The 26,203-nt window shown below is 71.5% G+C and carries 25 protein-coding genes; 6 read left to right on the forward strand and 19 right to left on the reverse strand.

The genetic code is table 11. The features are described 5' to 3' along the window. Nucleotides 1-3: 3 nt before the first annotated feature. The 3 genes from AB0C33_RS16990 to AB0C33_RS17000 all read right to left on the reverse strand — a co-directional run bounded on the left by AB0C33_RS16990 (nucleotide 4) and on the right by AB0C33_RS17000 (nucleotide 1,786). Nucleotides 4-654 (reverse strand): DUF2461 domain-containing protein, encoded by a 651-nt coding sequence (locus AB0C33_RS16990; RefSeq protein ID WP_358288462.1) that lies wholly within the window; start codon nucleotides 652-654, stop codon nucleotides 4-6. Nucleotides 655-675: 21 nt separating this feature from the next. Next, nucleotides 676-1,368: a polysaccharide deacetylase family protein gene (locus AB0C33_RS16995; RefSeq protein WP_358288465.1), complete on the reverse strand. Its 693-nt coding sequence runs from the start codon at nucleotides 1,366-1,368 to the stop codon at nucleotides 676-678. Nucleotides 1,369-1,480: 112 nt separating this feature from the next. Beyond that, nucleotides 1,481-1,786, reverse strand: a complete 306-nt coding sequence (locus AB0C33_RS17000) for a hypothetical protein (RefSeq protein ID WP_352324847.1) — start codon at nucleotides 1,784-1,786, stop codon at nucleotides 1,481-1,483. A 172-nt stretch (nucleotides 1,787-1,958) separates the two neighbouring features. Between AB0C33_RS17000 and AB0C33_RS17005 the strand changes: the two genes are divergently transcribed. Next, a complete protein-coding gene (locus tag AB0C33_RS17005) occupies nucleotides 1,959-2,894 on the forward strand; it encodes a sensor histidine kinase (RefSeq protein ID WP_358288468.1) in 936 nt (311 codons plus the stop codon). Here the strand turns inward: AB0C33_RS17005 and AB0C33_RS17010 are convergent. After that, nucleotides 2,891-3,478: a sigma-70 family RNA polymerase sigma factor gene (locus tag AB0C33_RS17010; protein WP_352324845.1), complete on the reverse strand. Its 588-nt coding sequence runs from the start codon at nucleotides 3,476-3,478 to the stop codon at nucleotides 2,891-2,893. The genes AB0C33_RS17005 and AB0C33_RS17010 overlap by 4 nt on opposite strands. A gap of 248 nt (nucleotides 3,479-3,726) precedes the next feature. On the opposite strand from AB0C33_RS17010, the gene AB0C33_RS17015 reads away from it, so the two are divergent. Next, complete coding sequence (locus tag AB0C33_RS17015; RefSeq protein ID WP_358288471.1) at nucleotides 3,727-4,800, forward strand: PLP-dependent cysteine synthase family protein; 1,074 nt, start codon at nucleotides 3,727-3,729, stop codon at nucleotides 4,798-4,800. A 10-nt stretch (nucleotides 4,801-4,810) separates the two neighbouring features. Here AB0C33_RS17015 and AB0C33_RS17020 read toward each other — a convergent pair whose 3' ends face one another. Further along, on the reverse strand, nucleotides 4,811-5,779 hold the full coding sequence (locus AB0C33_RS17020) for an iron-siderophore ABC transporter substrate-binding protein (RefSeq protein ID WP_358288474.1): 969 nt from the start codon (nucleotides 5,777-5,779) through the stop codon (nucleotides 4,811-4,813). A 97-nt stretch (nucleotides 5,780-5,876) separates the two neighbouring features. Between AB0C33_RS17020 and AB0C33_RS17025 the strand changes: the two genes are divergently transcribed. The 3 genes from AB0C33_RS17025 to AB0C33_RS17035 are packed head-to-tail and all read left to right on the forward strand — an operon-like array spanning nucleotide 5,877 to nucleotide 8,736. Then, nucleotides 5,877-6,905: an iron ABC transporter permease gene (locus tag AB0C33_RS17025; protein ID WP_358288477.1), complete on the forward strand. Its 1,029-nt coding sequence runs from the start codon at nucleotides 5,877-5,879 to the stop codon at nucleotides 6,903-6,905. Next, nucleotides 6,902-7,945, forward strand: a complete 1,044-nt coding sequence (locus AB0C33_RS17030; protein WP_358288480.1) for an iron chelate uptake ABC transporter family permease subunit — start codon at nucleotides 6,902-6,904, stop codon at nucleotides 7,943-7,945. Before AB0C33_RS17025 ends, AB0C33_RS17030 begins: the two co-directional genes overlap by 4 nt. Beyond that, nucleotides 7,942-8,736, forward strand: coding sequence for an ABC transporter ATP-binding protein (locus AB0C33_RS17035; RefSeq protein WP_358288482.1), 795 nt, complete (start codon nucleotides 7,942-7,944; stop codon nucleotides 8,734-8,736). Before AB0C33_RS17030 ends, AB0C33_RS17035 begins: the two co-directional genes overlap by 4 nt. Here the strand turns inward: AB0C33_RS17035 and AB0C33_RS17040 are convergent. The 7 genes from AB0C33_RS17040 to AB0C33_RS17070 all read right to left on the reverse strand — a co-directional run bounded on the left by AB0C33_RS17040 (nucleotide 8,666) and on the right by AB0C33_RS17070 (nucleotide 18,549). After that, on the reverse strand, nucleotides 8,666-9,916 hold the full coding sequence (locus AB0C33_RS17040) for an MFS transporter (protein ID WP_358288485.1): 1,251 nt from the start codon (nucleotides 9,914-9,916) through the stop codon (nucleotides 8,666-8,668). The genes AB0C33_RS17035 and AB0C33_RS17040 overlap by 71 nt on opposite strands. Before the next feature lie 4 nt (nucleotides 9,917-9,920). Continuing rightward, nucleotides 9,921-11,597, reverse strand: a complete 1,677-nt coding sequence (locus AB0C33_RS17045) for a tetratricopeptide repeat protein (protein WP_358288488.1) — start codon at nucleotides 11,595-11,597, stop codon at nucleotides 9,921-9,923. 253 nt (nucleotides 11,598-11,850) lie between these two features. After that, the gene (ftsY, locus tag AB0C33_RS17050; RefSeq protein ID WP_358288490.1) at nucleotides 11,851-13,026 is read right to left on the reverse strand and encodes a signal recognition particle-docking protein FtsY; all 1,176 of its coding nucleotides are present in this window, start codon (nucleotides 13,024-13,026) and stop codon (nucleotides 11,851-11,853) included. Between the two features lie 67 nt (nucleotides 13,027-13,093). After that, nucleotides 13,094-16,795 (reverse strand): AAA family ATPase, encoded by a 3,702-nt coding sequence (locus tag AB0C33_RS17055; protein ID WP_358288492.1) that lies wholly within the window; start codon nucleotides 16,793-16,795, stop codon nucleotides 13,094-13,096. 161 nt (nucleotides 16,796-16,956) lie between these two features. After that, the gene (locus AB0C33_RS17060; RefSeq protein WP_026214481.1) at nucleotides 16,957-17,151 is read right to left on the reverse strand and encodes a hypothetical protein; all 195 of its coding nucleotides are present in this window, start codon (nucleotides 17,149-17,151) and stop codon (nucleotides 16,957-16,959) included. A gap of 190 nt (nucleotides 17,152-17,341) precedes the next feature. Then, nucleotides 17,342-17,650, reverse strand: coding sequence for an acylphosphatase (locus tag AB0C33_RS17065; RefSeq protein WP_352324815.1), 309 nt, complete (start codon nucleotides 17,648-17,650; stop codon nucleotides 17,342-17,344). Beyond that, entirely contained in the window at nucleotides 17,647-18,549 is a 903-nt protein-coding gene (locus AB0C33_RS17070; RefSeq protein ID WP_358288494.1) for a LysR family transcriptional regulator, read from the reverse strand. Before AB0C33_RS17070 ends, AB0C33_RS17065 begins: the two co-directional genes overlap by 4 nt. A gap of 93 nt (nucleotides 18,550-18,642) precedes the next feature. On the opposite strand from AB0C33_RS17070, the gene AB0C33_RS17075 reads away from it, so the two are divergent. Beyond that, nucleotides 18,643-19,797: an MFS transporter gene (locus AB0C33_RS17075; RefSeq protein WP_358288497.1), complete on the forward strand. Its 1,155-nt coding sequence runs from the start codon at nucleotides 18,643-18,645 to the stop codon at nucleotides 19,795-19,797. Here AB0C33_RS17075 and mutM read toward each other — a convergent pair. The 7 genes from mutM to recG all read right to left on the reverse strand — a co-directional run bounded on the left by mutM (nucleotide 19,745) and on the right by recG (nucleotide 26,115). Beyond that, entirely contained in the window at nucleotides 19,745-20,590 is an 846-nt protein-coding gene (gene mutM / locus AB0C33_RS17080) for a bifunctional DNA-formamidopyrimidine glycosylase/DNA-(apurinic or apyrimidinic site) lyase (RefSeq protein ID WP_357973056.1), read from the reverse strand. The two genes, AB0C33_RS17075 and mutM, sit on opposite strands and share 53 nt — an antisense overlap. Before the next feature lie 108 nt (nucleotides 20,591-20,698). Beyond that, the gene (gene rnc, locus AB0C33_RS17085) at nucleotides 20,699-21,418 is read right to left on the reverse strand and encodes a ribonuclease III (RefSeq protein WP_352324836.1); all 720 of its coding nucleotides are present in this window, start codon (nucleotides 21,416-21,418) and stop codon (nucleotides 20,699-20,701) included. Nucleotides 21,419-21,674: 256 nt separating this feature from the next. Continuing rightward, nucleotides 21,675-21,854, reverse strand: coding sequence for a 50S ribosomal protein L32 (gene rpmF, locus AB0C33_RS17090; protein ID WP_033409409.1), 180 nt, complete (start codon nucleotides 21,852-21,854; stop codon nucleotides 21,675-21,677). Nucleotide 21,855: 1 nt separating this feature from the next. Next, nucleotides 21,856-22,407, reverse strand: a complete 552-nt coding sequence (locus tag AB0C33_RS17095) for a YceD family protein (protein ID WP_358288500.1) — start codon at nucleotides 22,405-22,407, stop codon at nucleotides 21,856-21,858. Between the two features lie 72 nt (nucleotides 22,408-22,479). Continuing rightward, the gene (coaD, locus tag AB0C33_RS17100) at nucleotides 22,480-22,956 is read right to left on the reverse strand and encodes a pantetheine-phosphate adenylyltransferase (RefSeq protein WP_352324821.1); all 477 of its coding nucleotides are present in this window, start codon (nucleotides 22,954-22,956) and stop codon (nucleotides 22,480-22,482) included. Nucleotides 22,957-22,970: 14 nt separating this feature from the next. Next, on the reverse strand, nucleotides 22,971-23,537 hold the full coding sequence (rsmD, locus tag AB0C33_RS17105; protein ID WP_358288503.1) for a 16S rRNA (guanine(966)-N(2))-methyltransferase RsmD: 567 nt from the start codon (nucleotides 23,535-23,537) through the stop codon (nucleotides 22,971-22,973). A 397-nt stretch (nucleotides 23,538-23,934) separates the two neighbouring features. Next, nucleotides 23,935-26,115: an ATP-dependent DNA helicase RecG gene (recG, locus tag AB0C33_RS17110; protein WP_358288506.1), complete on the reverse strand. Its 2,181-nt coding sequence runs from the start codon at nucleotides 26,113-26,115 to the stop codon at nucleotides 23,935-23,937. Between the last annotated feature and the right edge of the window lie 88 nt (nucleotides 26,116-26,203).

A 26,203-nucleotide genomic window follows, 5' to 3' on the forward strand; every position in this document is an offset into this window, starting at 1 on the left:
GGCTCAGCGGCGCGGCAGCTCGCTGCCCCTGACGTGCGCGCACTGCCAGTCGATGAGCGCGGCGAAGTCGCGCCAGGCCCGCTCGACGCGCCCGCGCACCTCGGCCGTGTGCACCCACGGCTCCGGCTCGTGGCGGACGCCCGCGAAGAGGGACCTGTGGCGCAGCAGCTCGATGCGCGGATGGTCCTCGTCGAAGCCGCGCGGCCTGGTCTTCAGCCGGTCGCCGCCGATCGTGTAGCCGGCGTCGGCGAGCCGGGCGACGATCGACTCCAGCGGCTTGCCGGTGACCTCCTCGTCCACGGCCGCGCGGTAGCGGGCGATCTGGTCGGGGGCCTGGGTGTAGCGGCCGCCGGCGACGTACAGGCCGGCGGCGCTGATCTCGACGTAGTAGCCGATGCCGGGCATCAGGTCGACGAATGCGCCCTGATGGGTCTTGTACGGCGTCTTGTCCTTGGAGAAGCGCACGTCCCGGTAGGGCCGGAAGAGCTGGGCCGGGCCGAACTCGGCGGCCAGCTCGTCGGTGAGCTCCGTCATGGGCGCGCGGACCGCGTCCTCGTAGAGGTGCTTGTGGCGGGTGAAGTAGTGCTTGGAGTTGTCCGCCTCAAGGCCCTCGTAGAAGATGAACGCCTCGTCGGGGAAGCCGGTGAAAGCCATGGCCCAAGGGTGCCATGCCGCTCACCGTGCGGTGTACGTGCGGCCCGGCGTGGGCGGGCGGCCGTACAGTTCCGAGATCGTGACGAACGTGTAGCCCTTCTTGGCCAGCGTGTCGATCACCTTCGGCACGGCCTCCACCGTGGTGGGGTGGATGTCGTGCATGAGCACGATCGACCCGGCCTTGGCGGTGTCGGCCCGCCTGACCACGGCGGCGGGCTCGCGGTGCAGCCAATCGAGGGTGTCGACGTCCCACAGGATCTGGGCCAGGCCCTCACGGCGGGTCTCGGCGGCGACGGCCTCGTCGGTGCTGCCGTACGGCGGGCGCATCACCCGCATCTTGACCCCGGTCAGCCGGTGGACGAGCTCGTCGGTGTGCCCCAGCTCGTTGCGCACCCCCTCGCGGGACAGGCCGGTCAGCGACGGGTGGGACCAGGAATGGTTGCCGATCTCGTGGCCCTCGTCCACGATGCGGCGGGTGATCCGGCCGCCGCTGTCGGCGGCCACCATCTCCCCCAGCACGAAGAACGTGGCCTTGACGTGGCGCTGGCGCAACAGGTCGAGCAGCTTGCCGGTGTAGGGCCCTGGACCGTCGTCGAAGGTCAGGGCCACACACTTGATCTTGCCGCAGTCGAACCGGCGGCTGCGCGGCCAGTCGGCCTGCTGCGCGATCAGCCGCTTGGCCAGGACCTCAGGACTGACCTGTGGCCGGATCATGGCGGAATGTCGGCGCGGCACCGGCTGGGCGGCGCAGCTCACGAGAACGATCAGGACGAATGGCAAAGCCCAAATGCGCATGTTTTCCCCCGAAACACCGCACGCGGGGGCCTTACGGATAGTCCTGGACCGGTCTCCCCCGTAGTTCCCTGGCCAGGTCGTCCCACCAGAGTGGGATATCCGCGTGCAGCTCCTTGTAGCGGCGCGCCACGCGCATGGCACATCCAACCGGATCCGTACCCAGATGACGACGTTTAACCGGACCTTCCTGCCAACGGTAAAAACCGTCCCTGTAGTGCACGACGAGACCTATCCAGACCGAGATGGTCGCTCCGTCCCCCACCTCGTACGCGCTGGTGACTCCCAGCCCGTGCAGCTCCGCCTGGAGTTTCTCCGCCGCCGCGCGGGCTTCGGTCACACGCCACCCCCTGCCGACGTTTCCGTACACAACAGATGTACCCAGCAACGGGCATCAGCCGTCCAAGACATGGAGTAATCATCAAACTCCGCGGAGTCACGTGCAGGCAGTTCGACGTTATTGGTCGGCTTCCGCCGTTGCGCGGCCGGGCCGCCCTTGTTACGTTTCGGCCGTGCGCCGTGAGCGGGCACAGTCGCTGAAGCACGTCGCGGTACCGTACGACTCCGATCGGGCCTTCCTCGACCTCGTCGTGCCGCGCGTGCGAACCGCGCTGGACGAAGACCGGCGCGTGCTGGTCGTCAACCGCCCCGACCGGCTGGCGCTGCTGGCGGAGGCCCTCGACGGCGACGCGCGGCGCATCGACAGCCGCCCGGCCGGCGCCTGGTACGGCCACCCCCACCGGATGCTGGCCGCCTACCACGAGTACACGCGCGGCCGGCCCACCCTGGTCGTCGGCGAGCCCGTCTGGACCGATCTCAGCGAGCCGCGGATCCAGGACCTCATCCGCTACGACTCGGTCGTCAACGCCGCCCTGGCCGCGGCCCCGTCCGTCATGTTGTGCCTGTACGACCTGCGCGACGTCCCCGAGCCCGTCCGCGAGCTCACCCCGGTCGTCCATCCCCTGGTGCTGGGGGCGGGGGGTGAGGCGGCCAGCGGGCGGTTCGTGCAGCCCCACGAGCTGGTGCTGGACGGCGACGACGCGCCGTTCCCGGAGCCGGGCCCCGGGGCCTGCCTGGTGCGGTTCACGGCCCGCGAGCTCAAGCGCCTGCGCCAGGCCGTCGGCGACTACGCCAGGACGGCCGGCATGGACCGCAACCTCATCTCCTCGCTGGTGCTCAGCGTCTCGGAGATCGCCGCGAACTGCGTCGAGCACGGCGCCGGGTTCGGCACGATCACGATGTGGGTGGAGGAGCGCGACCTGGTCTGCGAGATCGCCGATCCCGGCGGGGCGCTCGACGACCCCCTGCCGGGCTACATACCGCCGGAGCCCGAGTCCCCGCGGGGGTACGGGCTCTGGATCAGCCGGCAGCTCTGCGACCGGGTGCAGCTGCGCGACGAAGGCGGCCTGTTACGCGTCCGCCTTCGCCTGTCCCTGGACTCTCCCTAGGCGGCGGCGCGGGGGGCGGGAAGGCGCACGGCGCCCTCCTCCCGCGCGTAGTCCTCCAGCATGCCGCGGAGCTGGCGGCGGCCACGGTGCAGACGGGACATCACGGTGCCGATGGGCGTCCCCATGCGCTCGGCGATCTCCTTGTACGCGAACCCCTCGACGTCGGCCAGGTAGACGGCCACGCGGAAGTCCTCGGGCAGGGAGCGCAGGGCGTTCATCACGACGCTGTCGGGCAGCCGGTCGAGCGCCTCGGTCTCGGCCGAGCGCAGGCCCGTCGAGGTGTGGGACTCGGCGGCGTGCAGCTGCCAGTCCTCGATGTCCTCGGCGGCCGACAACTTCGGCGAGCGCTGCTTCTTGCGGTAGTCGTTGATGAAGTTGTTGGTGAGGATGCGGTGCAGCCACGCCTTGAGGTTGGTGCCCTCACGGAACTGGTGATAGGACGTGTACGCCTTGGCGACCGTCTCCTGCACCAGGTCCTCGGCATCGGCGGCGTTACGGGTCAGGCGCATGGCGGAAGCGAACAGCTGCGACGTCACGGGCACGACATCGCGCTCGAACCAGTCCTGACGCTGCTCATCGGTCATAGTGATCAATTCATTCCCCCTTGCGCTATCCCCCGTTCGGCACAAGCCGCCTGACAGCGTTCCTCATCCTCGCAACTCCCAGGTAAGGGACGCGTTAGGAGAGTCCGCATAGGTCAGAAGGGGTTTGTCGTCCATCTGCTCGCGGCGTGCGTGGTCACGTCCACGGCCGGACAAGTCTCATTATCATAACACTACCCACCCAATTTCGTAGGAATAGTGGCCAGAGTCACAGGGGATAGCGTATGGACATGGAATCTGTGGACCGTCACGACACGGGGACACGTCGGTGGGTGGCGGAGGCCATCCGCAAGGTGGAGGCCGACGCCAACCGAAGTTGTGACACTCACCTGCACGTCTTTCCGCTTCCCTCGCACTGGGGCGTAAACCTCTATCTGAAAGACGAATCGGTGCACCCGACCGGTTCACTCAAGCACCGGCTCGCACGGTCCCTGTTCCTGTACGGCCTCGCCAACGGCTGGATCGGCCCGGCCACCACGATCGTGGAGGCGTCCAGCGGCTCGACCGCGGTCAGCGAGGCGTATTTCGCCCGGTTGCTCGGCCTGCCGTTCATCGCCGTCATGCCCGCGTCCACGTCGCCCGAGAAGTGCCACCTCATTGAGTTCTACGGCGGGAAATGTCACCTCGTCGCCGACCCCGGGGCGATCTATGACGAATCTCACCGGCTGGCCGCCGAGACCGGGGGCCACTTCATGGACCAGTTCACCTACGCCGAACGCGCGACCGACTGGCGTGGCAACAACAACATCGCCGAGTCGATCTATTCCCAGATGTCCATGGAGCCGCACCCCGAGCCCGCCTGGATCGTCGTGGGCGCCGGCACCGGCGGCACGTCGTCCACGATCGGCCGCTACATCCGCTACCGCCGCCACCCCACCCGCCTGGCCGTGGTCGACCCGGAGGGCTCGGCGTTCTACCCGGGCTGGGTCTCCGGCGACCCCGCGGTGACGGCCTCGGGGTCGCGGATCGAGGGCATCGGGCGTCCCCGGGTGGAGCCGTCGTTCCTGCCCAGCGTGATCGACCGCATGATCGCCGTCCCCGACGCCCGCTCGATCGCCGCCATGCACTGGACCCGCGAGGTCACCGGCCTGGACGTCGGCGGCTCCACGGGGACGAACATGGCCGCGTGCGTCGAGCTCGTCAGGGAGATGCGCGAATCGGGCGTCCAGGGCAGCGTCGTCACCCTGATCTGCGACCGCGGCGACCGTTACAAGGGCACCTACGACAACCCGGAATGGCTGGCCGGCCAGGGGCTCGACCTCGAACCCCACCTGGCCGACCTGCGGACGTTCCTGCCGCGCTGAGCGCCGGAGCCTAGGCGGCCTTGGCGGGGTCGACCGAGAAGGTCTTGGCCAGGTCGTCCAGGATGGCGTGGGCGCCCTGGACGCCCACGGCGCTCATCCAGGTCAGGTCGCTGACCTCGTGCTTGTCCCCCTTGAGCCGGCCCCACAGCGGGTTGCCGACGAACTTCTCCTTGGGGCCGTCGCTGGCCGGGTCCGGGTAGGTGGCGACGAAGATGTGGTCGGCGTCGAGGTCGGCGATGCGCTCCTGGCTGACGTCCACGGCGATGGCGTCGTCCTTGGTCGGCTGGCCCTCTGGGCGGGGGAAGCCGACGTCCTTCAGCACCACCCCGGAGTACGACTTCTCGACATAGAGCCGGACGGTGGGCTCACCGGCGAAGCGCACGATCGAGACGGTCGGCAGCTTCCCGCCCGCCTTCTCCTTGATCGCGGCCCCGATCGTGGCCGCGCGCTGCTCGAACGCCTTGATCCGGGAGTCGGCCAGGTCCTCCTTGCCCAGGGCGCGGCCCATGAGGCGCAGGTTCTCCTTCCAGATGGCGCCGGTCGTCTCGCTGAAGACCGTCGGCGCGATCTTCGACAGCTTGTCGTACAGGGCCTCGTGCCGGACCTTGGCCGAGACGATCAGGTCGGGCTTGAGCGCGGCGATCTTCTCCAGGCTGGGCTGCTCCAGGGTGCCGACCGGGGTCGCCTCCTTGCCGTACTGGGCGACGAGCGGGCCGAGGTAGTCGGGCAGCTTGGTGTCGATCGACCGGTAGGTGGTGTAGCCGATCACGGGGGTCTCCAGGGTGAGCACCGCGTCCACGAAGCTCTGGTCGAGCGCGACGACCCGCTTGGGCTGGCCGGAGATCTTGGTCGAGCCCATCGCGTGCTCGATCGTCCTGGCCGCCGGGTCGGCCGACGGCGTGGCCGCCGGCTCCGTCGAGCCGCACGCGGCCACCCCCGCCACCAGCAGCACACCGGCCAGCACCCGCCACGCTCTCATCGGAACCCTTTCTCGAAGTAAGGCGAACCTAAATTAGGTTAGCCCTGCCTAACCTGGCATACTTCACCACGATCGGGCAAACAAGGGGAGGAAACTGGTGACCGCGCTCGCGCCCCGCCTCCACGGCATCCGGCGCCGGCGGCTCGTCCTCCTGCTCCTCCTCCTCGCCGCCGTCGCGGCCGGGGTGGTGCTGAGCATCACGGTCGGCTCGAAGTCCGTACCGCCGGGCGACGCCTGGCAGGCTCTCACCGCGCCCACGGGCAGCGAGAACGACATCATCATCCGCTCGCTGCGCGTGCCGCGTACCGTGCTCGGGGTGCTGGCCGGGATCGCGCTCGGCGTCGCGGGCGCCCTCATGCAGGGCCACACGCGCAACCCGCTGGCCGACCCCGGCCTGCTGGGCGTCACGCAGGGCGCGGCGTTCGCCATGGTGGCCTCGATCATCCTGCTCGGCGCCTCCAGCCTGCTCGCCTACATCTGGTTCGGCCTGGCGGGCGCGCTGGTGGCCAGCGTGGCGGTGTTCGCGCTCGGCATGACGGGCGGCAGGGGCGGCCCCACCCCGGTCACGCTGGCCCTGGCCGGCACCGCGGTCAGCGCCCTGCTGTACGCCATGACCTCGGCCATCGTGCTCCTCGACGAGCAGGCCATGGACGTCTTCCGCTTCTGGCAGTCCGGCTCGATCGCCGCCAGGGGCCCGGACGTGGTCTGGCAGGTGCTCCCGTTCATCCTCGCCGGCCTGCTGCTGGCCCTGGTCAACGCCCCGGGCCTGAACGCCCTGTCGCTCGGCGAGGACGTCGCCCGCTCGCTCGGCCAGAACATCGCCCTGACCAGGACGGTCGGCGTCGCCGCCGTCACCCTGCTGTCGGGCGCGGCGGTGGCGGCCTGCGGCTCGCTGGCGTTCGTGGGCCTGATCGTGCCGCACCTGGCCCGGTCGCTGTCGGGCACCGACCACCGGTGGCTGCTGCCGTACTCGGGGCTGGTCGGGGCGGCGTTGCTGCTGGTCGCCGACGTGATCGGCCGCGTGGTCGCCCCTCCGGGCGAGCTGGAGGTCGGCGTGGTCCTCGCGCTGATCGGCGCGCCCTTCTTCGTCGCCCTGGTCCGCCGCAGAAAGCCGGTACGGCTATGACCGCGCTCCCCCTGCGCCTCGGCGCCCTGTCCTGGCGGCTGCGTCCACGCGCCGTCGCCGTCGGCGTGACCGGCCTGGCGCTCCTGGTCGTGCTCATGGCGCTGAACATGCGCATCGGCGACCTCCCGATGAGCCTGGCGGAGGTGCTCCAGGGCACCTTCGACGTCAACAGCCCGGCCCACTTCGTCATCATGGAGCTGCGCCTGCCGCGCGCCCTGACCGGCGCCCTGGTCGGCGCCGCGCTCGCGCTGTCGGGCGCGATCATCCAGTCCATCGCCCGCAACCCGCTGGCCAGCCCCGAGATCCTCGGCGTCACGACCGGCGCCTCGGTCACCGTCGTGGCCGGCGTGGTGGCCAGCGGCAGCGTCTACGGCGGCACCAGCGGCCTGCTGGCCGACCTGGGCATCCCCGCGCTCGCCCTGCTCGGCGGCCTGCTCGGCGCGTCCGTCGTCTACGGCCTGGCCTGGCGGCGCGGCCTGGACGGCTACCGCCTGGTCCTGGTCGGCATCGGCGTGGCCGCCGTGTTCACGAACGTGAAGTTCTGGCTGCTGACCGTCGGCGACGTCAACGACACCGGCCGGGCCATGGTCTGGATCAGCGGCTCGCTCAACGGCCGCGGCTGGGAGCACGTCGTGCCCGTGGCGCTCGCGCTGGCGGTGCTCGTCCCGGCCACCCTGCTCGGCACCCGCTCGCTCGACGCGCTGCGCTTCGGCGACGACGTGGTCACCGCCCTCGGCGTGCGCGTGAACGCGGCCCGCGCCCTGCTGATCCTGGCCGCCGTGCTGCTGGCGGCGGTGGCCACCGCCTCGGCCGGGCCGATCGCCTTCGTGGCCCTGGCCGCGCCGCAGATCGCGCTCCGGCTGACCCGCTCGGCCCGGCCGCCGCTGCTGTGCTCGGCGGTCACCGGGGCCGTGCTCACCGCGGGCGCCGACCTGATCGCCCGGACCGTCTTCTCCCCGATCGAGCTGCCCGTCGGCATCGTCACGGCCGTGCTGGGCGCACCGTACCTGATCCACCTGATCTGGAGGGCACGCAAATGAGGCTGCAGGCCGCGGGCGTCAAGCTCGGCTACGGCGACCGGACCATCGTGGACGGCCTCGACCTGGGCGTCGAGGCGGGCACGGTGACCACCATCATCGGCCCGAACGGCTGCGGCAAGTCCACCCTGCTGCGCGCGCTCGGCCGCCTGCTCAAGCCCCAGGGCGGCCAGGTGCTGCTGGACGGCAAGCGCATCGACGCCATCCCCACCCGCGAGGTGGCCAAGATCCTCGGCGTGCTGCCGCAGGCGCCTTCGGCCCCCGAAGGGCTCACCGTGGCCGACCTGGTCGCCAGGGGCCGGCATCCGCACCAGACGTGGTACCGGCAGTGGTCCTCCGACGACGAGTCGGCCGTCGCCGCGGCGCTGACCATGACCGGCCTGGCCGACCTGGCCGAACGCCCGCTCGACGAGCTGTCGGGCGGCCAGCGGCAGCGGGCGTGGATCTCCATGGCCCTGGCCCAGGGCACCGACCTGCTGCTGCTCGACGAGCCCACCACGTTCCTCGACCTGGCCCACCAGGTGGAGGTGCTGGAGCTCGTCCGGCACCTGCACGAGCAGGCCGGCCGCACGGTCGTCATGGTCCTGCACGACCTCAACCTGGCCGCGCGCTACGCCGACCGGCTGGTGGCCATGCGCGCCGGCAAGGTCGTGGCCGCCGGCGCCCCGCACGAGGTGCTGACTGAGGAGCTGCTGCGCGAGGTGTTCGAGCTGGACGCGAAGGTCATCGAGGATCCGGTCGCGGGGACCCCTCTCGTGGTGCCGATCGGGCCGCTCGCAGCCGCGCGAGGCTGACCCGGCGCATCGGCGACAGCGCCACGCCCGCCGCGATGGCCAGCCAGCTCACCCCGGCGAAGGCCATCAGCGCGTACGCGTTCCGCACCGCCGACTCGAACACCCCCGTGACCAGCGAGGCGATCGGGATGGAGAAGAACGCGATCATCCTGGCCGTGCCGAGCACCCGTCCGAGCAGGTGGTCGGGGACGAGCAGCTGGCGTACGGTCATGCTCGCCACGATCGAGGTCCCGGCGGCCGCGAACTGCCCCATCCAGGCCAGCCCGATCAGCACCGGCCCCCTGGCCGGGATCATGGCCAGCATCGACAGGCCCCCGGCCACGATGGCCCAGCAGATCAGCGGGCCCGGCCGGCACCTGGACACCAGCCTGCCGCCCAGCACCGCCCCGAGCACCGCGCCCGCCCCCTGGAAGGCGTAGACGACGCCGATCTCCCCGGGCGTGAACCCGTGGTACGAGCTGAGGTAGTACACCAGCCCCGCCAGCAGCAGCCAGACGCCGAAGTTGCAGGCCGCGGCGGACAGGGCGGTGGTGAGCACCACCCGGTCGCCGCCGGTCAGGAAGCGCAGGCCCTCGCGCATGTCGGCGACCACCGACCACCCCCGCACCGCCGCAGCGGCCGCGGGCGCGGTCCTGATCAGCGAGATCAGCAGCGCCGACAGCAGGAACGTGCCCGCGTCGGCGTAGACGGCCACCTGGTAGCCGAAGTTCACCACCAGCGCGCCGCCGATCACCGGCCCGGCCATGTTGACCGCGTGCTCGCCGATGTGCAGCCGGGCGTTGGCCTGCGGCAGCCGCGCCACCTCCACCAGCGAGGGCACGATCGACCGGAACGCCGGCTGGTAGAGCGGGTCCACGCAGGCCAGCAGGAACGCCACCACGTAGATCGGCCACAACCGGGACACACCGGCCGTGACCAGGACGGCGAGCACGACGGTGACGGCCCCCGACGCCAGGTCGCCCAGCACCAGCACCCGCCGCCGGTCGAACCGGTCGGCGATCACCCCGCCGAACATCCCCAGCAGCAGGTACGGCAGATACTCGGTCACGTAGACCAGCCCCGTGCCGAGCGCCGACCCGGTCAGGTCGTAGACGAGCAGCGGCAGGGCCAGCCGGTAGATCCAGGTGCCGAGCGAGGAGGCGAGGAAGGCTCCCAGGAGGAGCCAGTACCGGCCGCCCATCCCCTCACCCCTCGGCCAGCGCCCGCCCGACGTCCGGATCGCCGGGGGCCAGCTCGGCGGCTCTGAGCAGGTCCTGTCTGGCCTCCTTCGCCCGTCCCAGCTCCCGGTGGACCATCGCCCGGTTGAACAGCAGCTCGGCCGTCTCGGTCAGCTTCAGCGCGCGGGTCAGGTCGGACAGCGCGCCGTCGGGGTCGCCGCGTTCGAAGGCGAGCACGGCCCGGCTCCCCCACGCGGCGGCCAGGTCGGGATCGATCTCCAGCGCGGCGTCGAAGGCCGCGTACGCCTCCGGGTGGCGGCCCTGGGCCGTCTCCACCTGGCCGAGCACGCAGAACAGGTGGGCGTCGCGCGGCCGGAGCGCGAGGCCGCGCTCCACGTCCCGCCTGGCCTGCTCGTACTCACCGTGGAGGGCGAGCAGGCCGCACCTGTTGACGTACGCGGGCGCGAAGTCGGGGTCGAGCTCCAGCGTGCGGTCGAGGTCGGCGCGGGCGCCGTCCAGGTCGCCGGCCGCGAACCGCAGCTCCGAGCGGTTGTAGTACGCCTCGGGGAAGGGCGGGCTGAGCCGCATGACGGTCTCGTAGTCGGCCAGGGCCTCCTCCGGTCTGCCCAGCTTGTTCAGCAGGTTGCCCCGGTCGAGGTAGTAGTCCGGGTAGCCGGGATCGGCGTCGATCGCCGCCGTGTAGTCCGCCAGCGCCTCCTCGTGCCGGCCGGCCCCGGCCAGCAGCTGGGCCCTGTTGGCACGCAGCACGAGCCGGTGGACCGGGTGCTCGTCCGCCAGGTGCTCGTCAGCCAGGGCGATGGCCTGCTCGACCAGCCGCAGCGCGGCGTCCGGACGGCCGGCGCGCAGCTCCACCAGGGCCTTGCCGTTGAGGTCGAAGCCGAGGTGGAAGGCGCGTTCGCGGGGGTCGGGCAGCAACGACGTGATCGTGACGGCCTCGTTGATCCACGCCATCGCCTCGCCGGGGTCGCGGCGGGCGGGGTCGTGGTGGCGTACCAGGATCATCGCGGTGGCGTAGGCGACGGTGGCCCGGTGCTTGGGGTCGGTGCTGAGGCGCCTGGCCCGGTCGTAGAGCTCGCGGGCCTCCTCCTCGCGCTCCACCGCCTCCAGGGCCGCGGCAACGCGCTGCACGAGGGTCCGCCACCCTTCGGGGTCGTCCTCGTACGCCATGCCGCGCAGCGCCTCCGTGCCCGACTCCACCATCGCGTGATGGAAGCCCTCGTCGCGGTAGCGGTCGAAGTCGGCGCACAGCGGGCCCTCGCCGGGCGACGACGGGCCCTCCTCGACGCGCAGCAGCCCCGGGTCGAGCCGGCGGCGCAGCACCTCGACCAGCTCGCGGTCGGTGTGGTCGGCCTCGCCCAGGTTCGACACGACGAGCGTGAGCGGCCCGGTGACGACCAGCAGCTCGCGGACGAACTCGGCCAGCCCGTTGGCGATCCTGAGGCTGCGCCGCGCCCCCGGGATGAGGATGCGCTGCCCCCTCGGCAGGTCGTCGGCCAGGGAGCGCCTGCGCACCGGCACGAGCGGCCGCAGGCGGGGCGCCGCGACCCGGAGCTCCACGTCGTATGCGGCGACCAGGTCGGGCCGCCGGTCGAGCGCCTCGGGGACCAGAAGGTCGAGCAGCGCGGCGGCCAGCGTGTACGGCCCGGCTGCCCGGCGGTCGGCGTCCAGGGCGATCGTCCTCACGACCGCCCCTTTCCCAGCGGTCGGCGTTCCCGCGTGGAAACGCCGACCCAGAGACAGGTCAAATGCCGTGTCGCGGTGAGGCGAGCGTGGAGGGCCTGACAGTCCCGGGACGATGGACGACGATCTTCTTCATGGGCATCCCTTACGTGATCGCGGATAACCCGAACATGTCAGCACAAAGCTAACTAGCGACTCAAGACTTTTCTGGTAAGGGCCATTTCGGCATGAATTAGGACATGGCCGATAAACAGGGTCAGTCGCCCAGGATCGCGTCCACGAAGACATCCGGGTCGAAAGGCGCCAGATCGTCGGGCCCCTCGCCGAGCCCCACGAGCTTGACCGGCACGCCCAGCTCGCGCTGCACGGAGATCACGATGCCGCCCTTGGCGGTGCCGTCGAGCTTGGTGAGCGCGATGCCGGTGATGTTGACCACCTCGGCGAACACCTGGGCCTGGCGCATGCCGTTCTGGCCGGTGGTGGCGTCGAGGACGAGCAGCACCTCGTCGACCGTGGCCTTCTTCTCGATGACCCGCTTGACCTTGCCCAGCTCGTCCATCAGGCCGGTCTTGGTGTGCAGGCGGCCCGCGGTGTCGACGATGACCACGTCGACCTTGTCCTCGATGCCCTTGGCCGTGGCGTCGAAGGCCACCGAGGCCGGGTCGCCGCCCTCCGGCCCGCGCACGGTCTCGGCGCCGACCCGCTCGCCCCATGTCTGGAGCTGGTCGGCCGCCGCCGCGCGGAAGGTGTCGGCCGCGCCGAGCACGACCGTCTTGCCGTCGCCGATGAGCGAGCGGGCGAGCTTGCCGGTGGTGGTGGTCTTGCCCGTGCCGTTGACGCCCACGACCAGCACCACGGCGGGCCGCTCGCCGTGCTTCTGCACGTGCAGGCTGCGGTCGAGGTCGGGGTTGACCTGGGCGAGAAGCTGCTCGCGCAGCAGGCCCCTGACCTCGGCGGGCGTGCGGCTGCCCAGCACCTTGACCTTGGTGCGCAGCTCCTCGACCATCGCGCGGGTCGGGGCGACGCCCACGTCGGCGGTGATCAGGCTCTCCTCGATCTCGTCCCAGACGTCGTCGTCGAGCCGATCGCGGGACAGCAGCTCCAGCAGGCCGCGGCCGAGGGCGCTCTGCGAACGCGCCAGACGCGAGCGCAGCCGCACCATCCGCCCGGCGGACGGCGGCGGCACCTCGACCTCGGGGGCGATGACCATCGGCTCGGCCGGCTGGACCGGCGGCGGCACCGTGGTGACCGCGCCGTCGGCCTCCTCGACCGGGCCGGCGGGCCGCTTCTCCTCCTCGGGAAGCGGCGGCGCCTCCGGCGGCGGCACGGGCGGCGCCGCCTTGCCACCCGGCCTGAACAGCAGGAAGAGGCCGCCGGCCGCCAGCAGGGCGACGACGGCCACGATCACTATGACGCCGAGGTAACCATCCACAAGATGTCAGTTTTCCAGATCGACCGGCATGGTCATGCCCAAGGCACACGGATGATGACAGGCCGGATCAGGCGGATTCGCGCTCCCGCAGGCGCTGGCTGACCACCTGCGTCACGCCGTCGCCGCGCATCGACACGCCGTAGAGGGCGTCGGCGATCTCCATCGTGCGCTTGTTGTGGGTGATGACGATGAGCTGGGAACTCTGCCGCAACTCCTCGAACAGGGTCAGCAGCCGCTGGGTGTTGGTGTCGTCGAGGGCGGCCTCGACCTCGTCCATCACGTAGAAGGGCGAGGGCCGCGCCTTGAAGATGGAGATCAGGAACGCCACCGCGGTCAGCGATCGCTCGCCGCCCGACAGCAGGGACAGCCGCTTGACCTTCTTGCCCGGCGGCCTGGCCTCGACCTCGATGCCCGTGGTGAGCATGTCGGTGGGGTCGGTGAGCACGAGCCGCCCGTCGCCGCCGGGGAAGACCCGGGTGAAGATCTGCTCGAACTCGCGGGCGACGTCCTCGTAGGCCGAGGCGAACATCTGCTCGACGCGGTCGTCGACCTCCTTGACCACGGTCAGCAGGTCGCGCCGGGTCTTCTTGAGGTCCTCCAGCTGCGAGGTCAGGAAGGCGTGGCGCTCCTCCAGCGCGGCGAACTCCTCCAGCGCCAGCGGGTTGACCTTGCCGAGCTGGGTCATCTGCCGCTCGGCGGCCCTGGCCCGCTTCTCCTGCTCCTCCCGGACGTACGGGACCGGCGGGTCGCCCGGGACGGGCGCGTCGGGGCCGTACTCGGAGACCAGCGCCTCGACCTCGACGCCGAACTCCTCCATCGCCCGCTCCTGGAGCTGCTCCAGCCGCAGGCGCTGCTCGGTGCGGGCCACCTCGCTCCCGTGGACCCGGTTGACCAGCTTGTCGAGCTCCTGGCCCAGCTCGCGCACGCGCACGCGGACCTGCTTCAGCTCGGCGTCGACGGCGACGCGGGCGAGGTCGGCGTCGTCGCGCTCGCGGGAGGCGAGCCGGATCGACGAGGCGAGCGCCCCGAGCACCTGCCTGGCGCCCTTGCTGACCGCCTCGGCCAGCACGGCCTGCCGCCTGCGCCTGGCCCGCTGAGCGGCGGCCTGGGCGCGTTCCTGGCGCTCGCGCTGGGCGGCCCGCAGCAGGCCGTCGGCGCGGCCCTCGATGCCCTTGACGCGCTCCTCGGCGGTGCGCACCTGCAGCCGGGTGTCCATCTCGCGCTGCCGGGCCGTCTCGCACGTGGCGGCCAGGTCGTCGCGCAGGTCGGTGGTGGGCTCGGTCTCCAGCTCCTGGGCGTATTCGGCCTCGGCCAGCCGGATCTCCAGCTCGGCCAGCTCCTCCAGCCCCTCGGTGCGGGAGTCCTGGGCCGCGGTGACGCTGCGGGCCAGGCGTTCGGCCTCGGCGTGCGCGGCGTGCGCGGCGGCCTCCAGCTGGGCCAGCCGCCTGGCCGCCGCCGCGTTGCGCTGGTCGGCCTCCCGCTGGCGGGCCCTGACCTGGTCGAGGACGCCCTGCGCGGCGCTCACCCCGGCCTGGGCCGCGGTCACCGCGCTCTGGGCCTCGTTGACGTGCGCCTGGGCCGCCTCGACGGCCGTCTGGGCCGCCTGCTCGGCCTCGATCGCCTGGTCGAGCGCCTCGGCCGTCGCCTCCGCCGTGGCCTCGGCCACCCGCAGGTCGTGCACGGCCTCGTCGAGCGCCGCCCGCACCTGCAGGACGGAGGTGCCGCCGGCCGACCCGCCACCGGCCAGATGGGCCCCGAGCACGTCGCCGCCCTCGGTCACCACCCGCAGCTCGGGACGCCGCCCCACCAGCTCGCGGGCCGCTTCGAGGTCGGCGACCACGACGACCTTCGCCAGGACGTGGTCGAGCGCCGGCCGCAGCTCGTCGGGCACGGTGACCAGGTCGGCGGCCCACCGCCCGCCGTCCGGCGCGGCGGGCCGGGATCGCGCAACCTGGGAGTGGTGCGCGGTGTCCGAAACTCCGGTCTCTGCCACCAGCAGCGTGACCTGCCCCGCGTCGGTGCTGCGCAGCAGGCCCAGCGCCTCGACGGCGGTGTCGAGCGTCTTGACCGCGACGGACTCGGCGACCGGGCCGAGCACGGCGGCGACGGCCAGCTCCGCGCCCGGCGTGACCTGCATCGAGGCGGCCAGCGGGCCCAGCACCCCGGCCAGGTCGGCGTCGAGCAGCGCGGCGCCGCCGTCGCCCTTGGCCAGGCCCAGCTCCAGGGCGTCGCGGCGGGCCCGCAGCGCGGCCACCGAGCGCTGGGCCTCCTGGTCGGCGGCGCGGGCCGTGGTGACCCCCGCCTTGGCGGCCTGGACGGCGGCCCGCGGCGCGCCGAGCCCGGCCTTGGCCTCGTCGGCGGCCACGCGGGCCGCGTCGGCGGCGGCCCTGGCCTCCTCGACCACGGCCTGCGCGGTGGCCAGCTCCTCGGCCAGCGCCGGATCGGCCGCCGGCTCCTCGGCCCGCTCGTTCTCCAGGTCGGCCAGGGCCTGCCGTTCGCGCTCGGCGGCGTCGGCCACGGCCTTCTCCAGCCGGCCGATCTCCTCCTCGGCCGCGCGTGCCCTGCTGCGCACGGAGTCGACCTGGCCGCGCAGCCTGGCCAGGCCCTCGCGGCGGTCGGCGGCGGCACGGGCGGCCATCGCCAGGCGCCGCTCCTCCGCGCCCAGCTCGGCCTCGGCCGCGGCCCGCCGCTCGACGGACTCCGCCAGCAGCTCCTGGGCGTGTTCGAGCTCGGCCCGCAGGATGTGCTCCTGCTCGCGCGCCTCGCCCGCCTCGCGTTCGAGGTCTTCGGGGTCGCGGCCGCGGCGTTCGATGGCGGCGGCGTCGAGGGCGTGGCGGTGGCGTTCGGCGGCGAGCTGTTCCAGGCCCGTGATGCGCTCGCGCAGGGAGGAGAGCCTGAAGAAGGTCTCCTGGGCGGCGCTCAGCCGGGGCTGGGTCTCGGCCTCGGCGGCCTCCAGGGCGGCCTCGCGCTGCTGGCCCTCGGCCAGCTCGGCCTCGACCTGGTTGCGCCGGGCGGTGACGGCGGCCTCGTCGGCGGCCTCGCGTTCGAGCGTGGCGCGCAGGATGCACAGGTCGTCGGCGAGCAGCCGCAGCCGGGCGTCGCGCAGGTCGGCCTGGATGACGGCGGCCTTGCGGGCGATCTCCGCCTGGCGGCCGAGCGGCTTGAGCTGGCGGCGCAGCTCGGTGGCGAGGTCCTGCACCCGGGTGAGGTTGGCCTGCATGGAGTCGAGCTTGCGCAGCGCCTTTTCCTTGCGCTTGCGGTGCTTGAGCACGCCCGCGGCCTCTTCGATGAAGGCCCGGCGGTCTTCGGGGCCGGCGTGCAGCACGGCGTCGAGCTGGCCCTGGCCGACGATGACGTGCATCTCGCGGCCGATGCCCGAGTCGGACAGCAGCTCCTGGATGTCGAGCAGGCGGCAGGTGTCGCCGTTGATGGCGTATTCGCTCTGCCCCGACCGGAACATCAGCCGGCTGATCGTGACCTCGGTGTAGTCGATCGGCAGCGCGCCGTCGGAGTTGTCGATGGTCAGCGTCACCTCGGCCCGGCCGAGTGGCGGCCTGGAGGAGGTGCCGGCGAAGATGACGTCCTCCATCTTGCCGCCGCGCAGCGACTTGGCGCTGTGCTCGCCCATGACCCAGGCCAGGGCGTCGACGACGTTGGACTTGCCCGAGCCGTTGGGGCCGACGACGCACGTGATGCCGGGTTCGAGGCGCAGGGCGGTCGCGGAGGCGAAGGACTTGAAGCCGCGCAGGGTGAGGCTCTTCAGGTACAAACGCCGACCCTCCTCCCCGGCCTCGGCTGAACGGGCTTCGGAAAAGCCTACTGGTCCCGGCCGCCGCTCGTGGGCATGTCGATGACCAGCGCTTTTTCACCAGGGAAAATAACAAGGGACGCCTCTTCGAGACGTCCCTGGGTCTTGCGCTCCGATCACTCTCAGGTGAGTGCCGGCTCGCGCTCCTGCAAGCGACTGAGCGCTTCGTCGCGGGTTTGCGCCGCAAGAGCGTCATTCGTGGCCTGAAGTCGGATGAGTTCTGCCTCCAGATCCCGGATACGCTGCTGCAAGCGGCGCATCTCCGAGACCATCCGAGGGTCAGGACCGCCGACGTGGCCGAGTAGAGCCTTCGCCATGGTAAAGGGTCCTCCACGCTGAGTGACCAGACTGGTTCGCGCACTTCTATTCCGCGGGAGGGGTGCGCGTGGTACTTAACAAGAGTCGCACCGGCAGTGTGGGCGGTCAAGTCGATCCAACCGCAACGCCCTACTGATAGGCACTCCCGACATACAACTATACCCTATTTGGGCCGTTTAGCAAAAGCGACTACCGCTCTACAAAACCGCCCAAACTACCTCGGGGTTCGCTCCATCGTTCCACTACTCCATCGACCCTTCCCGGCGTGTCGCAACCTTTGAGCAGCTCCAACAGCTTGACGCACGCCTCCCGCGGGCCCTCGGCGACGACCTCGACCCGGCCGTCGTCGGTGTTCCGCGCCCAGCCGGTCAGGCCGAGCTCCAACGCCCTCGCGCGCGTCCACCACCGGAAGCCCACCCCCTGGACCCTCCCCCGCACCCAGGCGGTTACTCGGACGTTTTCCGAACCTTTGTCGCCATTACTCTTCGTATCCGTCATGCCGCCACCGTCTCATGCCGCCGTACGACTTCCATGGCCAACTCGTTGAAGGCCAGGATCGAGGCCGTACGTCCGGCGCGCAGCCAGGCCAGGCCCAGGATCGACGGAGGCAGGCCGTCGACCGGCACGAACGCGATGTCGGGACGGCGATGGTGGTCGGCGCTCGGCTTGCAGAAGAGCATGCCGCCGCGGTTCAGCGCGACCTGCGTCAGGCCCTCCTGGGTGGTGGCCACCGAGCCGGCCCGCGCGATCGGCCGCCCGGACGGGGTGAGGGTGGGGGCGATGTGCTCCTGCCAGCGGCGCGGCGCGGGGTCGTCGAGGCCGAACAGGGCGACCGAGGCCAGCTCCTCGGCGTCGACGCCGGCGCGGCCGGCCAGCGGGTGGCGTACCGACAGCCCCAGCTCGACCGGGCAGTGGTTCAGCTCGGCGCCGCCCTCCAGGTCGGGCTCCTCCAGCGGCAGCAGCGTGAACGTCAGATCCACCCGCCCCTCGCGCAGCTTGCTGAACGGGTCGGAGAGCGGCACCTCGACCAGCTCGACCATGCAGCCGGGATACCGCCGCTCGAACGCCGCCACGCTGCCGGTGACGATCTCGGTCGGCGTGGCCAGGAACCCCACCCGCAGCAGGCCCGTCACCTCCCGCGCCGAGGCCGTCGCCCGCGACACGGCCGCCGCCATGCCGTCGTAGGCGGGCCGCAGGTCGGCCAGGAAGCGCCGGCCGAGCGGCGTCAGGCGCACCCGCCTGCTGGTGCGGTCGAACAGGCGGCCGCCGATCCGGGTCTCCAGCGACCCGATGAGCTGGCTCACCCGGCCGGGCGACAGATACAGGCGCTCGGCCGTGCGCGCGAAGTGCAGCTCCTCGCTCAGCACGACGAAGCACTCCAGTTCCCTGAACTCCATGCCACTCCCCGGACGCGATCGCTTAGCCTGCCTAAAGCAAGGCTTCGAGCTTCGTCATTGTTCCGTCCCCGGCCGATGAGGAGGCTGAACGGCATGACGACTCTTGAGACCTCCACTGTCGCGCGGGCCCGCTGGCTCGCCGTCCTCGCGGTCGCGGTGGGCACCTTCACCATCGTGACCAGCGAGATGTTGCCCGTCGGCCTGTTGACCTCGATCGCCTCGACCTTGGGCGTGTCCGACGGCACCGCCGGGCTGATGGTGTCGCTGCCGGGGCTGGTCGCGGCCGTCTCGGCCCCCGTGCTGGCCCTGGCCACCCGGCGGCTGGACCGGCGCGTCCCCCTGCTCGGCCTGATGGCGTTGCTCGCGGTGGCCAACCTGGCGGCGGCGTTCGCGACGAGCTTCCCCGTCATGCTGGGCGCGCGGGTGCTGACCGGGATCAGCATCGGCGGGTTCTGGGCCTTCGCGGCCGGGCTGGGCCTGCGGCTGGTGCCCGAGCGCTCGGTGGGCAGGGCCACGTCGGTGATCCTCGGCGGCGTGTCGGTGGCCTCGGTGCTCGGCGTGCCGGCGGGCACGCTCATCGCCTCGGCGGCGGGGTGGCGCACGTCGTTCGCGGTCATGGGCGGGCTGGCGCTGGTGCTGCTCGGGCTGCTGGCCGCCGTGCTGCCGCCGATGCCGGGCGAGGACGCCTCGGGCGGCGCCCGCGCGCCGCTGCCGGGGGCGCTGCGGGTCGTGCTGGCGGCGACCGTGCTGATCATCACCGGGCACTTCGCGGCCTACACCTACGTCCGGCCGTTCCTGGAGCAGGTCGCGGACGCCGGTCCCGGCCTGGTCAGCGTCGCCCTGCTGGTGTACGGCGCGGCCGGCGTCGTCGGCAACTTCGTCGCGGGCGCGAGGGCGGCCCGCGACCCCAAGCCGGTGCTGATCGTCCTGGCCCTGCTCATCGCCGCCTCCACGGCGGCGCTGGCGCTGGTCGGGCTGCCCCTGGTCATGCTCGTCGTGTGGGGCCTCGGTTACGGCGGCGTCGGCGTGGCGCTGCAGCTGTGGATCATGCGCTCGGGCGGGGGCGAGCTGGGCACCGCGCTGTTCGTGGGGGCGTTCAACGTCTCGATCGCGCTCGGCTCGTTCGTCGGCGGCCGGGTGGTGGACGGCGTGTCGATCTCGTCGGTGATGTGGCTGGGCGCCGCGCTGGCGCTGCTCACCGCGGCTTTCGCTGGCATTTGGGGCAGGAGTACGACGACCGGTTCATGAACGCCTCGCGCCTGATGGGCGTGCCGCAGCGCGAGCACGGCAGGTCGCGGCGGCCGTAGACCTCCAGCGAACGGTCGAAGTAGCCGCTCTCGCCGTTGACGTTGACGTAGAGGCTGTCGAAGGAGGTGCCGCCCTGCTGGAGGGCGGCGCCCATCACCGTGCGCACGCCGGCCAGCAGCTCGGCGACCTTCGGACGGGTCAGCGTCTCGGTGGGACGGGCCCAGTGGAGCCGGGCGATCCACAACGCCTCGTCGGCGTAGATGTTGCCGACGCCGCTGATCAGCGACTGGTCCAGCAGCGCCCGTTTGATCTCGGTGCGCCTGGCCCTGAGCCGGCGGGTGAACTCCGCCTCGTCGAACGACGCCTCGAACGGGTCGGGCGCGATGTGCGCGATCGGCGCGGGCACGCCGCCGACGAGCGGGGTCAGCATGACATGGCCGAACGTGCGCTGGTCGACGAAGCGCAGGTCGGGGCCGCCGTCCTCGAAGCGGAGGCGGACGCGCAGGTGCTTCTCGGGCGGCGTCTGCGGATCGACGACGAGCAGCTGGCCGCTCATGCCCAGATGGGCCAGCAGGGCCTCCTCGCCGCCCGACAGGGGCAGCCACAGGTACTTGCCGCGGCGCTCGGCCGACAACACCGTACGGCCCTTCAGGCGGGCGGTGAACTCGTCGGCCCCGGGGACGTGCCTCCGGATCGCGCGCGGGTGGAGCACCTCCGCGGCGGCGATCTCGCGGCCGACGACCCATTGCGCCAGGCCGCGCCTGACGACCTCGACCTCTGGCAGCTCAGGCACCGTGCACCCACCGTCCTCTCGACTTCCCCGGCCGCCGGGCATGCCGCGGCGGGGACGGATCCGCAGTCACAACGCCGGACGCGGGCCGGGGCTTCCCGTGCGCCGGGGTCAGCTCGCGGGCTGGCTCTCGCGCTGCTCGCGGCGGGCCCGGATGCGCGTCCAGGCCGCCTCGGCCGCCTGCTGCTCGGCCTCCTTCTTGCTGCGCCCGCTGCCCGAGCCGTAGGACTCGCCGCCCACGCGCACCATGGCCGTGAACGACTTGGCGTGGTCGGGGCCGCTCTCCTCGACGTGGTACTCGGGCACGCCGAGCGCCTCGGAGGCGGTGAGCTCCTGCAGGGACGTCTTCCAGTCGAGCCCCGCGCCCAGCGACGCCGAGCGCACGATCAGCGGGTCAAACAGCAGGTGGACGACCCGGAACGCCTCGTCGAGGCCCTTGTCCACGTAGATCGCGCCGATCAGCGCCTCCAGCGTGTCGGCCAGGATCGAGGACTTGTCGCGCCCGCCGGTGCCCTCCTCGCCCCTGCCGAGCCGCAGGAACCGGCCCAGGCCCAGGTTGCGGGCGACGTCGGCCAGCGCGCGCATGTTGACCACGGCGGCGCGCAGCTTGGCGAGCTGCCCCTCGGGCAGGTCGGGGTGGTTGCGGTAGAGGGTGTCGGTGACCACGAGCCCCAGCACCGAGTCGCCGAGGAACTCCAGGCGCTCGTTGGTGGGCAGGCCGCCGTTCTCGTACGCGTAGGAGCGGTGCGTCAGCGCCCGCTCGAGGATGTCGGGGTCGAGGCCGACGACCAGGACCCGCTGCAGCTCTTCCCTGGCGACCTCCACGGCCACCGGCTTAGGACCTGCGCCCACGTGTTTCCTCCTCGGACATCTTCACAAGGCGGCCGCGGAAGATGCCCGAAAACGTGGTGGGCGTCGGGGTAACGGGTAGCCCCGGCGTCCACCACGGCCGCGGGCGAACCGCCGCCGTACGCATCTACAGACGTTAACGCCGACCGAGGCACAATGGCACCCGGTCGGCATCACGTCAACTGCTGACGGTGAAACCCGCCCAGAACAACGGCGGGCGGGCCTGCTGTCAGTGTGATCAGGCGGACGGCTCGATGACCTGACGACGGTTGTAGGTGCCGCAGGTGGGGCACGCGATGTGCGGCTGCTTGGGCGAACGGCACTGCGGGCAGCTCACCAGGGCGACAGCAGTCGTCTTCCACTGGGAGCGACGGGCGCGGGTGTTGCTCCGCGACATCTTTCGCTTCGGGACGGCCACGTCACTTCTCCTGATCGTTATCGTTCTCGGAAACCAGACCTTGCAACGACGCCCAGCGGGCATCGATCTTCTCGTGCCGGTGATCGTCGCCGGCCTCGGCCAGCTTGATCCCGCACTCCGTGCAGAGCCCCTCGCAGTCCTCGCGGCACACGGGGCTCAGCGGCAGTGCGAGCACCACCGCGTCACGGAACGTCGGCTCGAGGTCGAGCAGCTCTCCGTCGAGCAGCGAGTCGTCCTCCGAGGCGTCCTCGTCGGAGTAGAAGAACAGCTCCTGCAGATCGACCTCGATGTCCGAGGTGATCGGGTCAAGGCACCGCGCGCACTCCCCGGCGAGCGGGGCGTGCGCCGTGCCCGAGACGAGCACGCCTTCCATCACTGCTTCGAGCCGGAGGTCCAGCTCGACTTCGGCGTCTTTGGGGACACCGATCATGTCGACGCCGAGGTTAGCCGGTGCCGGAAGGGACAGGGTCATCTGCCGCATCGTGCCCGGTCGCTTCCCCAGATCATGAGTGGAGAGCACCCAAGGGGAGCGGGGGTCGAGGTGCTGAGTCATCCTGCTCTCGCTAGGCATGGCGAAGACGCTCGCCGTCGTACAAGGCCGAAATGAAAGGATACCAGGTCGCGGTCAGCCCCTGAGACGCTCGATGAGCAGCTTGTGCACCAGGTCAGGGACCAGGCCGGACACGTCGCCACCATACCGCGCGATCTCCTTGACCCGGCTGGAGGACAGGAAGGAGTACTCGGGATTGGTGGGCATGAAGAGCGTCTCGACGCCCGAGAGACGGTAGTTGAGCTGGGCCATCTGCAGCTCGTAGTCGAAGTCGCTGACGACCCTGATGCCCTTGACGATGGCGGGGATGTCGTTGTGCTTGCAGAAGTCCACCAGCAGGCCGTGGAACTTCTGCACCTTGACGTTGGGGTACTCCTTCGTCACGGTCTGAAGGATCTCGATCCGTTCGTCGACCGTGAACAGGCTGCTCTTCTCGATGTTGATGAGGACCGCCACGACCACCTCGTCGTACAGGCGGGCCGACCGGCCGATGATGTCGAGGTGGCCATTGGTGATGGGGTCGAACGACCCCGGGCAGACAACGCGGCGCAAGACGCCTCCCAGGTCTACGGGTTCCCGGCGGCGCGACCGTACCAAACGGATGCTTCGCCGTATCTACGGACCCTCTCCTCAACATAACCTTCCGGCCACATCAAGGACTTTCCCCTCGTTTCCCGCTCGAATGCCACCAGCCCCTCGTCCATCAGCCAGCCGTTGTCGCGCAGCAGCTCCAGGACCCGCGTGACCTCGCCGTCACCCAGCGCGTACGGCGGATCGGCGAAGACGATGTCGTACGGCTCCTCCGGCGGCCGGGCCAGGACCCGCTCGACCTTGTCGGCCACCAGTTCCGCGCCTTCCAGGCCGAGAGACCGGATGTTGGCCCTGATCGTCCGGATCGCCTTGGCGTCGGACTCGACGAGCAGCGCGTGGGCCGCGCCCCTGGACAGCGACTCCAGGCCCACGGCGCCCGAACCGGCGTACAGGTCGAGCACGCGGGCCTCGCGCAGGCCGTACAGGGAGTCGAGGGTCAAGAAGATGCCTTCCCTGGCCCTGTCGCTGGTCGGCCTCGTGCCCCGCCCCGGCGGCACGGCCAACCGCCGCCCACCCGCGCTCCCCGCGATGATCCGAGTCATAAGGCCCATTGTTCCGCATGTTCGCCCAGGTCAAGAGTGGACAAGTGTCGGCCTCGACTGCGCAAGGGTGATTCACATCGGCCGGATCGGCCCGCATGATGAGTCTGCGGCCTTCAAGGTGACCCACATGAAGGCCGACCGGCGTGATCGTGAGCCCTTCCGCACGCCGGTTCCCTCGGCACCTGACCCGAGGGTGGGCCCAGCCGGGGACGGCATTCGGGGGGAGGCCGTCCCCGCGGCTGGGCCTTTTAAGATCTTTATCTTTTACGGCTTCGCGTGGTTTTCCCACTCGCCGTACTTCGGCTGACGGCCCTCCACGCAACGCCCTCTGACCCTTCACCGGCTCGCCGCCGTCACGCGAGCCTTCGTCGGCCTGTTCCGTGGTTCTCCGGGCCCCTCACGTCTTCTCCAGGTACTCGGCCTTCTCGTCCTCCAGCAGGCGGGCTATCTCGGCGCGCAGGCCCTCATGGTGGGTCAGTTCGGGATCGTCCGACAGGAGCTGTGCGGCTTCGTCCCGCGCCGCGCTGATGACGTCCTCGTCGCGCAGCAGTTGCAGGAGCTTCAGCGAGCTGCGCTTGCCCGACTGGGCCGCCCCCAGGACGTCGCCCTCGCGGCGCTGTTCCAGGTCGACGCGGGACAGCTCGAAGCCGTCGAGCGTGGCGGCCACCGCGTCGAGGCGGGCGCGGGCCGGGGTGCCCTCGGGGAAGTCGGAGACCAGCAGGCACAGGCCGGGCAGGCCGCCCCGGCCCACCCGCCCGCGCAGCTGATGGAGCTGGGAGACGCCGAAGCGGTCGGCGTCCATGATGATCATCACCGAGGAGTTGGGCACGTCGACGCCCACCTCGATGACGGTGGTGGCGATCAGCACGTCGAGCTCGCCCTTGGTGAAGGAGCGCATGATCGCGTCCTTCTCCTCCGGCGGGAGCTTGCCGTGCAGGGTGCCGACCCGCAGGTCCTGGAACGGGCCCTGGGTGAGCAGCTCGGCGACCTCCAGCACGGCCAGCGGCGGACGGCGGTCGTCGTCGCCCCCCGCCGCCGCCAGGTCGCCCTCGTCGCCCTCCAGGTCGCCGATCCGCGGGCACACGATGTACGCCTGCCTGCCCAGCTCCACCTCCTCGCGCACCCGCTGCCAGGTGCGTTCGAGATAGTGGGGCTTCTCGGCGGCCGGCACGACGTGCGTGGTGATGGGCGCGCGCCCCGACGGGAGCTGCGACAACGTCGAGACCTCAAGGTCGCCGAAGACCGTCATGGCGACCGTGCGCGGGATCGGGGTCGCGGTCATCACCAGCACGTGCGGACGGCCCCCGCCCGCCTTCTCGCGCAACGCGTCACGCTGCTCCACGCCGAAGCGGTGTTGCTCGTCGACCACGACCAGCCCCAGATCGGCGAACTGCACGTGCTCCTGGAGCAGGGCGTGCGTGCCGACCACGATGCCCGCCGTGCCCGAGGCCGCGTCGAGCAGCGCCGCACGCCGCGCCGCCGCGCCCATCGAGCCCGTCAGCAGCGTGACCGCCGTGCCGCCGAACATGCCGCCCTGGGCCAGCTCGCCCAGCATGTTCGTGATCGAGCGGTGGTGCTGCTGGGCCAGCACCTCCGTCGGGGCCAGCAGCGCGGCCTGGCCGCCCGCGTCGACCACCTGGAGCATCGCGCGCAGCGCCACGACCGTCTTGCCCGCGCCCACCTCGCCCTGCAGCAGCCGGTGCATCGGATGCTCCAGCGCCAGGTCGGCCGCGATCTCCTCCCCCACCTGCGCCTGCCCCTCGGTGAGCGAGAACGGCAGCCGCCCGTCGAAGTCGGCCAGCATGCCGTCGGAACGCCTCGGACGCGGCCTGGCCGGCCACGCCGTGGCCGCCTGGCGGCGCTGGAGCAGCACCGCCTGCAGCACGAACGCCTCGTCGAACTTCAGCCGCTTGCGCGCCCGGCCCACGTCGGCGAGGTCCTTCGGCCGGTGGATGGCCACCAGCGCCTCGGCGAGCGGCTGGAGGCCGTGCCTGGCCCGCAGGTCGGCGGGCAGCGGGTCGTCGAGCGGGCCCAGCGTGTCGAGCACCACGCCGACCGCCCGGCGGATCGCCCACGGCGTGACGTCCTTGCCCGCCGGGTAGATCGGCACCGGCGCGGACGCGAACTCCTCGGCGCTCGCCTCGGCCTCCTCCTCGAACAGCTCGAACTCGGGGTGCGAGAGCTGCCAGCGCGGCTTGGAGCGCGCGCCGAACAGCCCCACCTTGCCGGCGAACATGCCGCGCCGCCCCGGCTTGAGCCGCGACTCGGCCACATGGGAGCCCTTGCCGAAGAACGCCAGGTAGATGCGGTTGCCGTTGCCGTCGACGACCTCGGCCTCCAGCCACGTGCCGCCGCGGTTGCGCATGGGCTTGCGCATCAGCCTGGTCACCTCGCCGACCACGGTGACGTGCTCGTCGACCTCCAGCGCGTCGAGCGAGGTCAGCTCGCCGCGCTCGGCGTAGCGGCGCGGGTAGTGGCGCAGCAGGTCGCCGACCGTCTCCAGGCCGAGCACGCTGTGCAGCAGCTTGGCGGTCTTCGGGTCGAGCGCTTTGGTCAGGGGCTCGTCGAAACGGCTCACGGGATCCAGTTCTACCGCCTGCGGCCGACAGGAATCCCGCACCGGGCCCGGGAGTCGCCCGCGGAAGGGGCCGCGCCGGGCCCCGGAG

Origin of the sequence: Nonomuraea sp. NPDC048881 (genome assembly GCF_040649795.1) — a bacterium.
Classification (GTDB): Bacteria; Actinomycetota; Actinomycetes; order Streptosporangiales; family Streptosporangiaceae; genus Nonomuraea.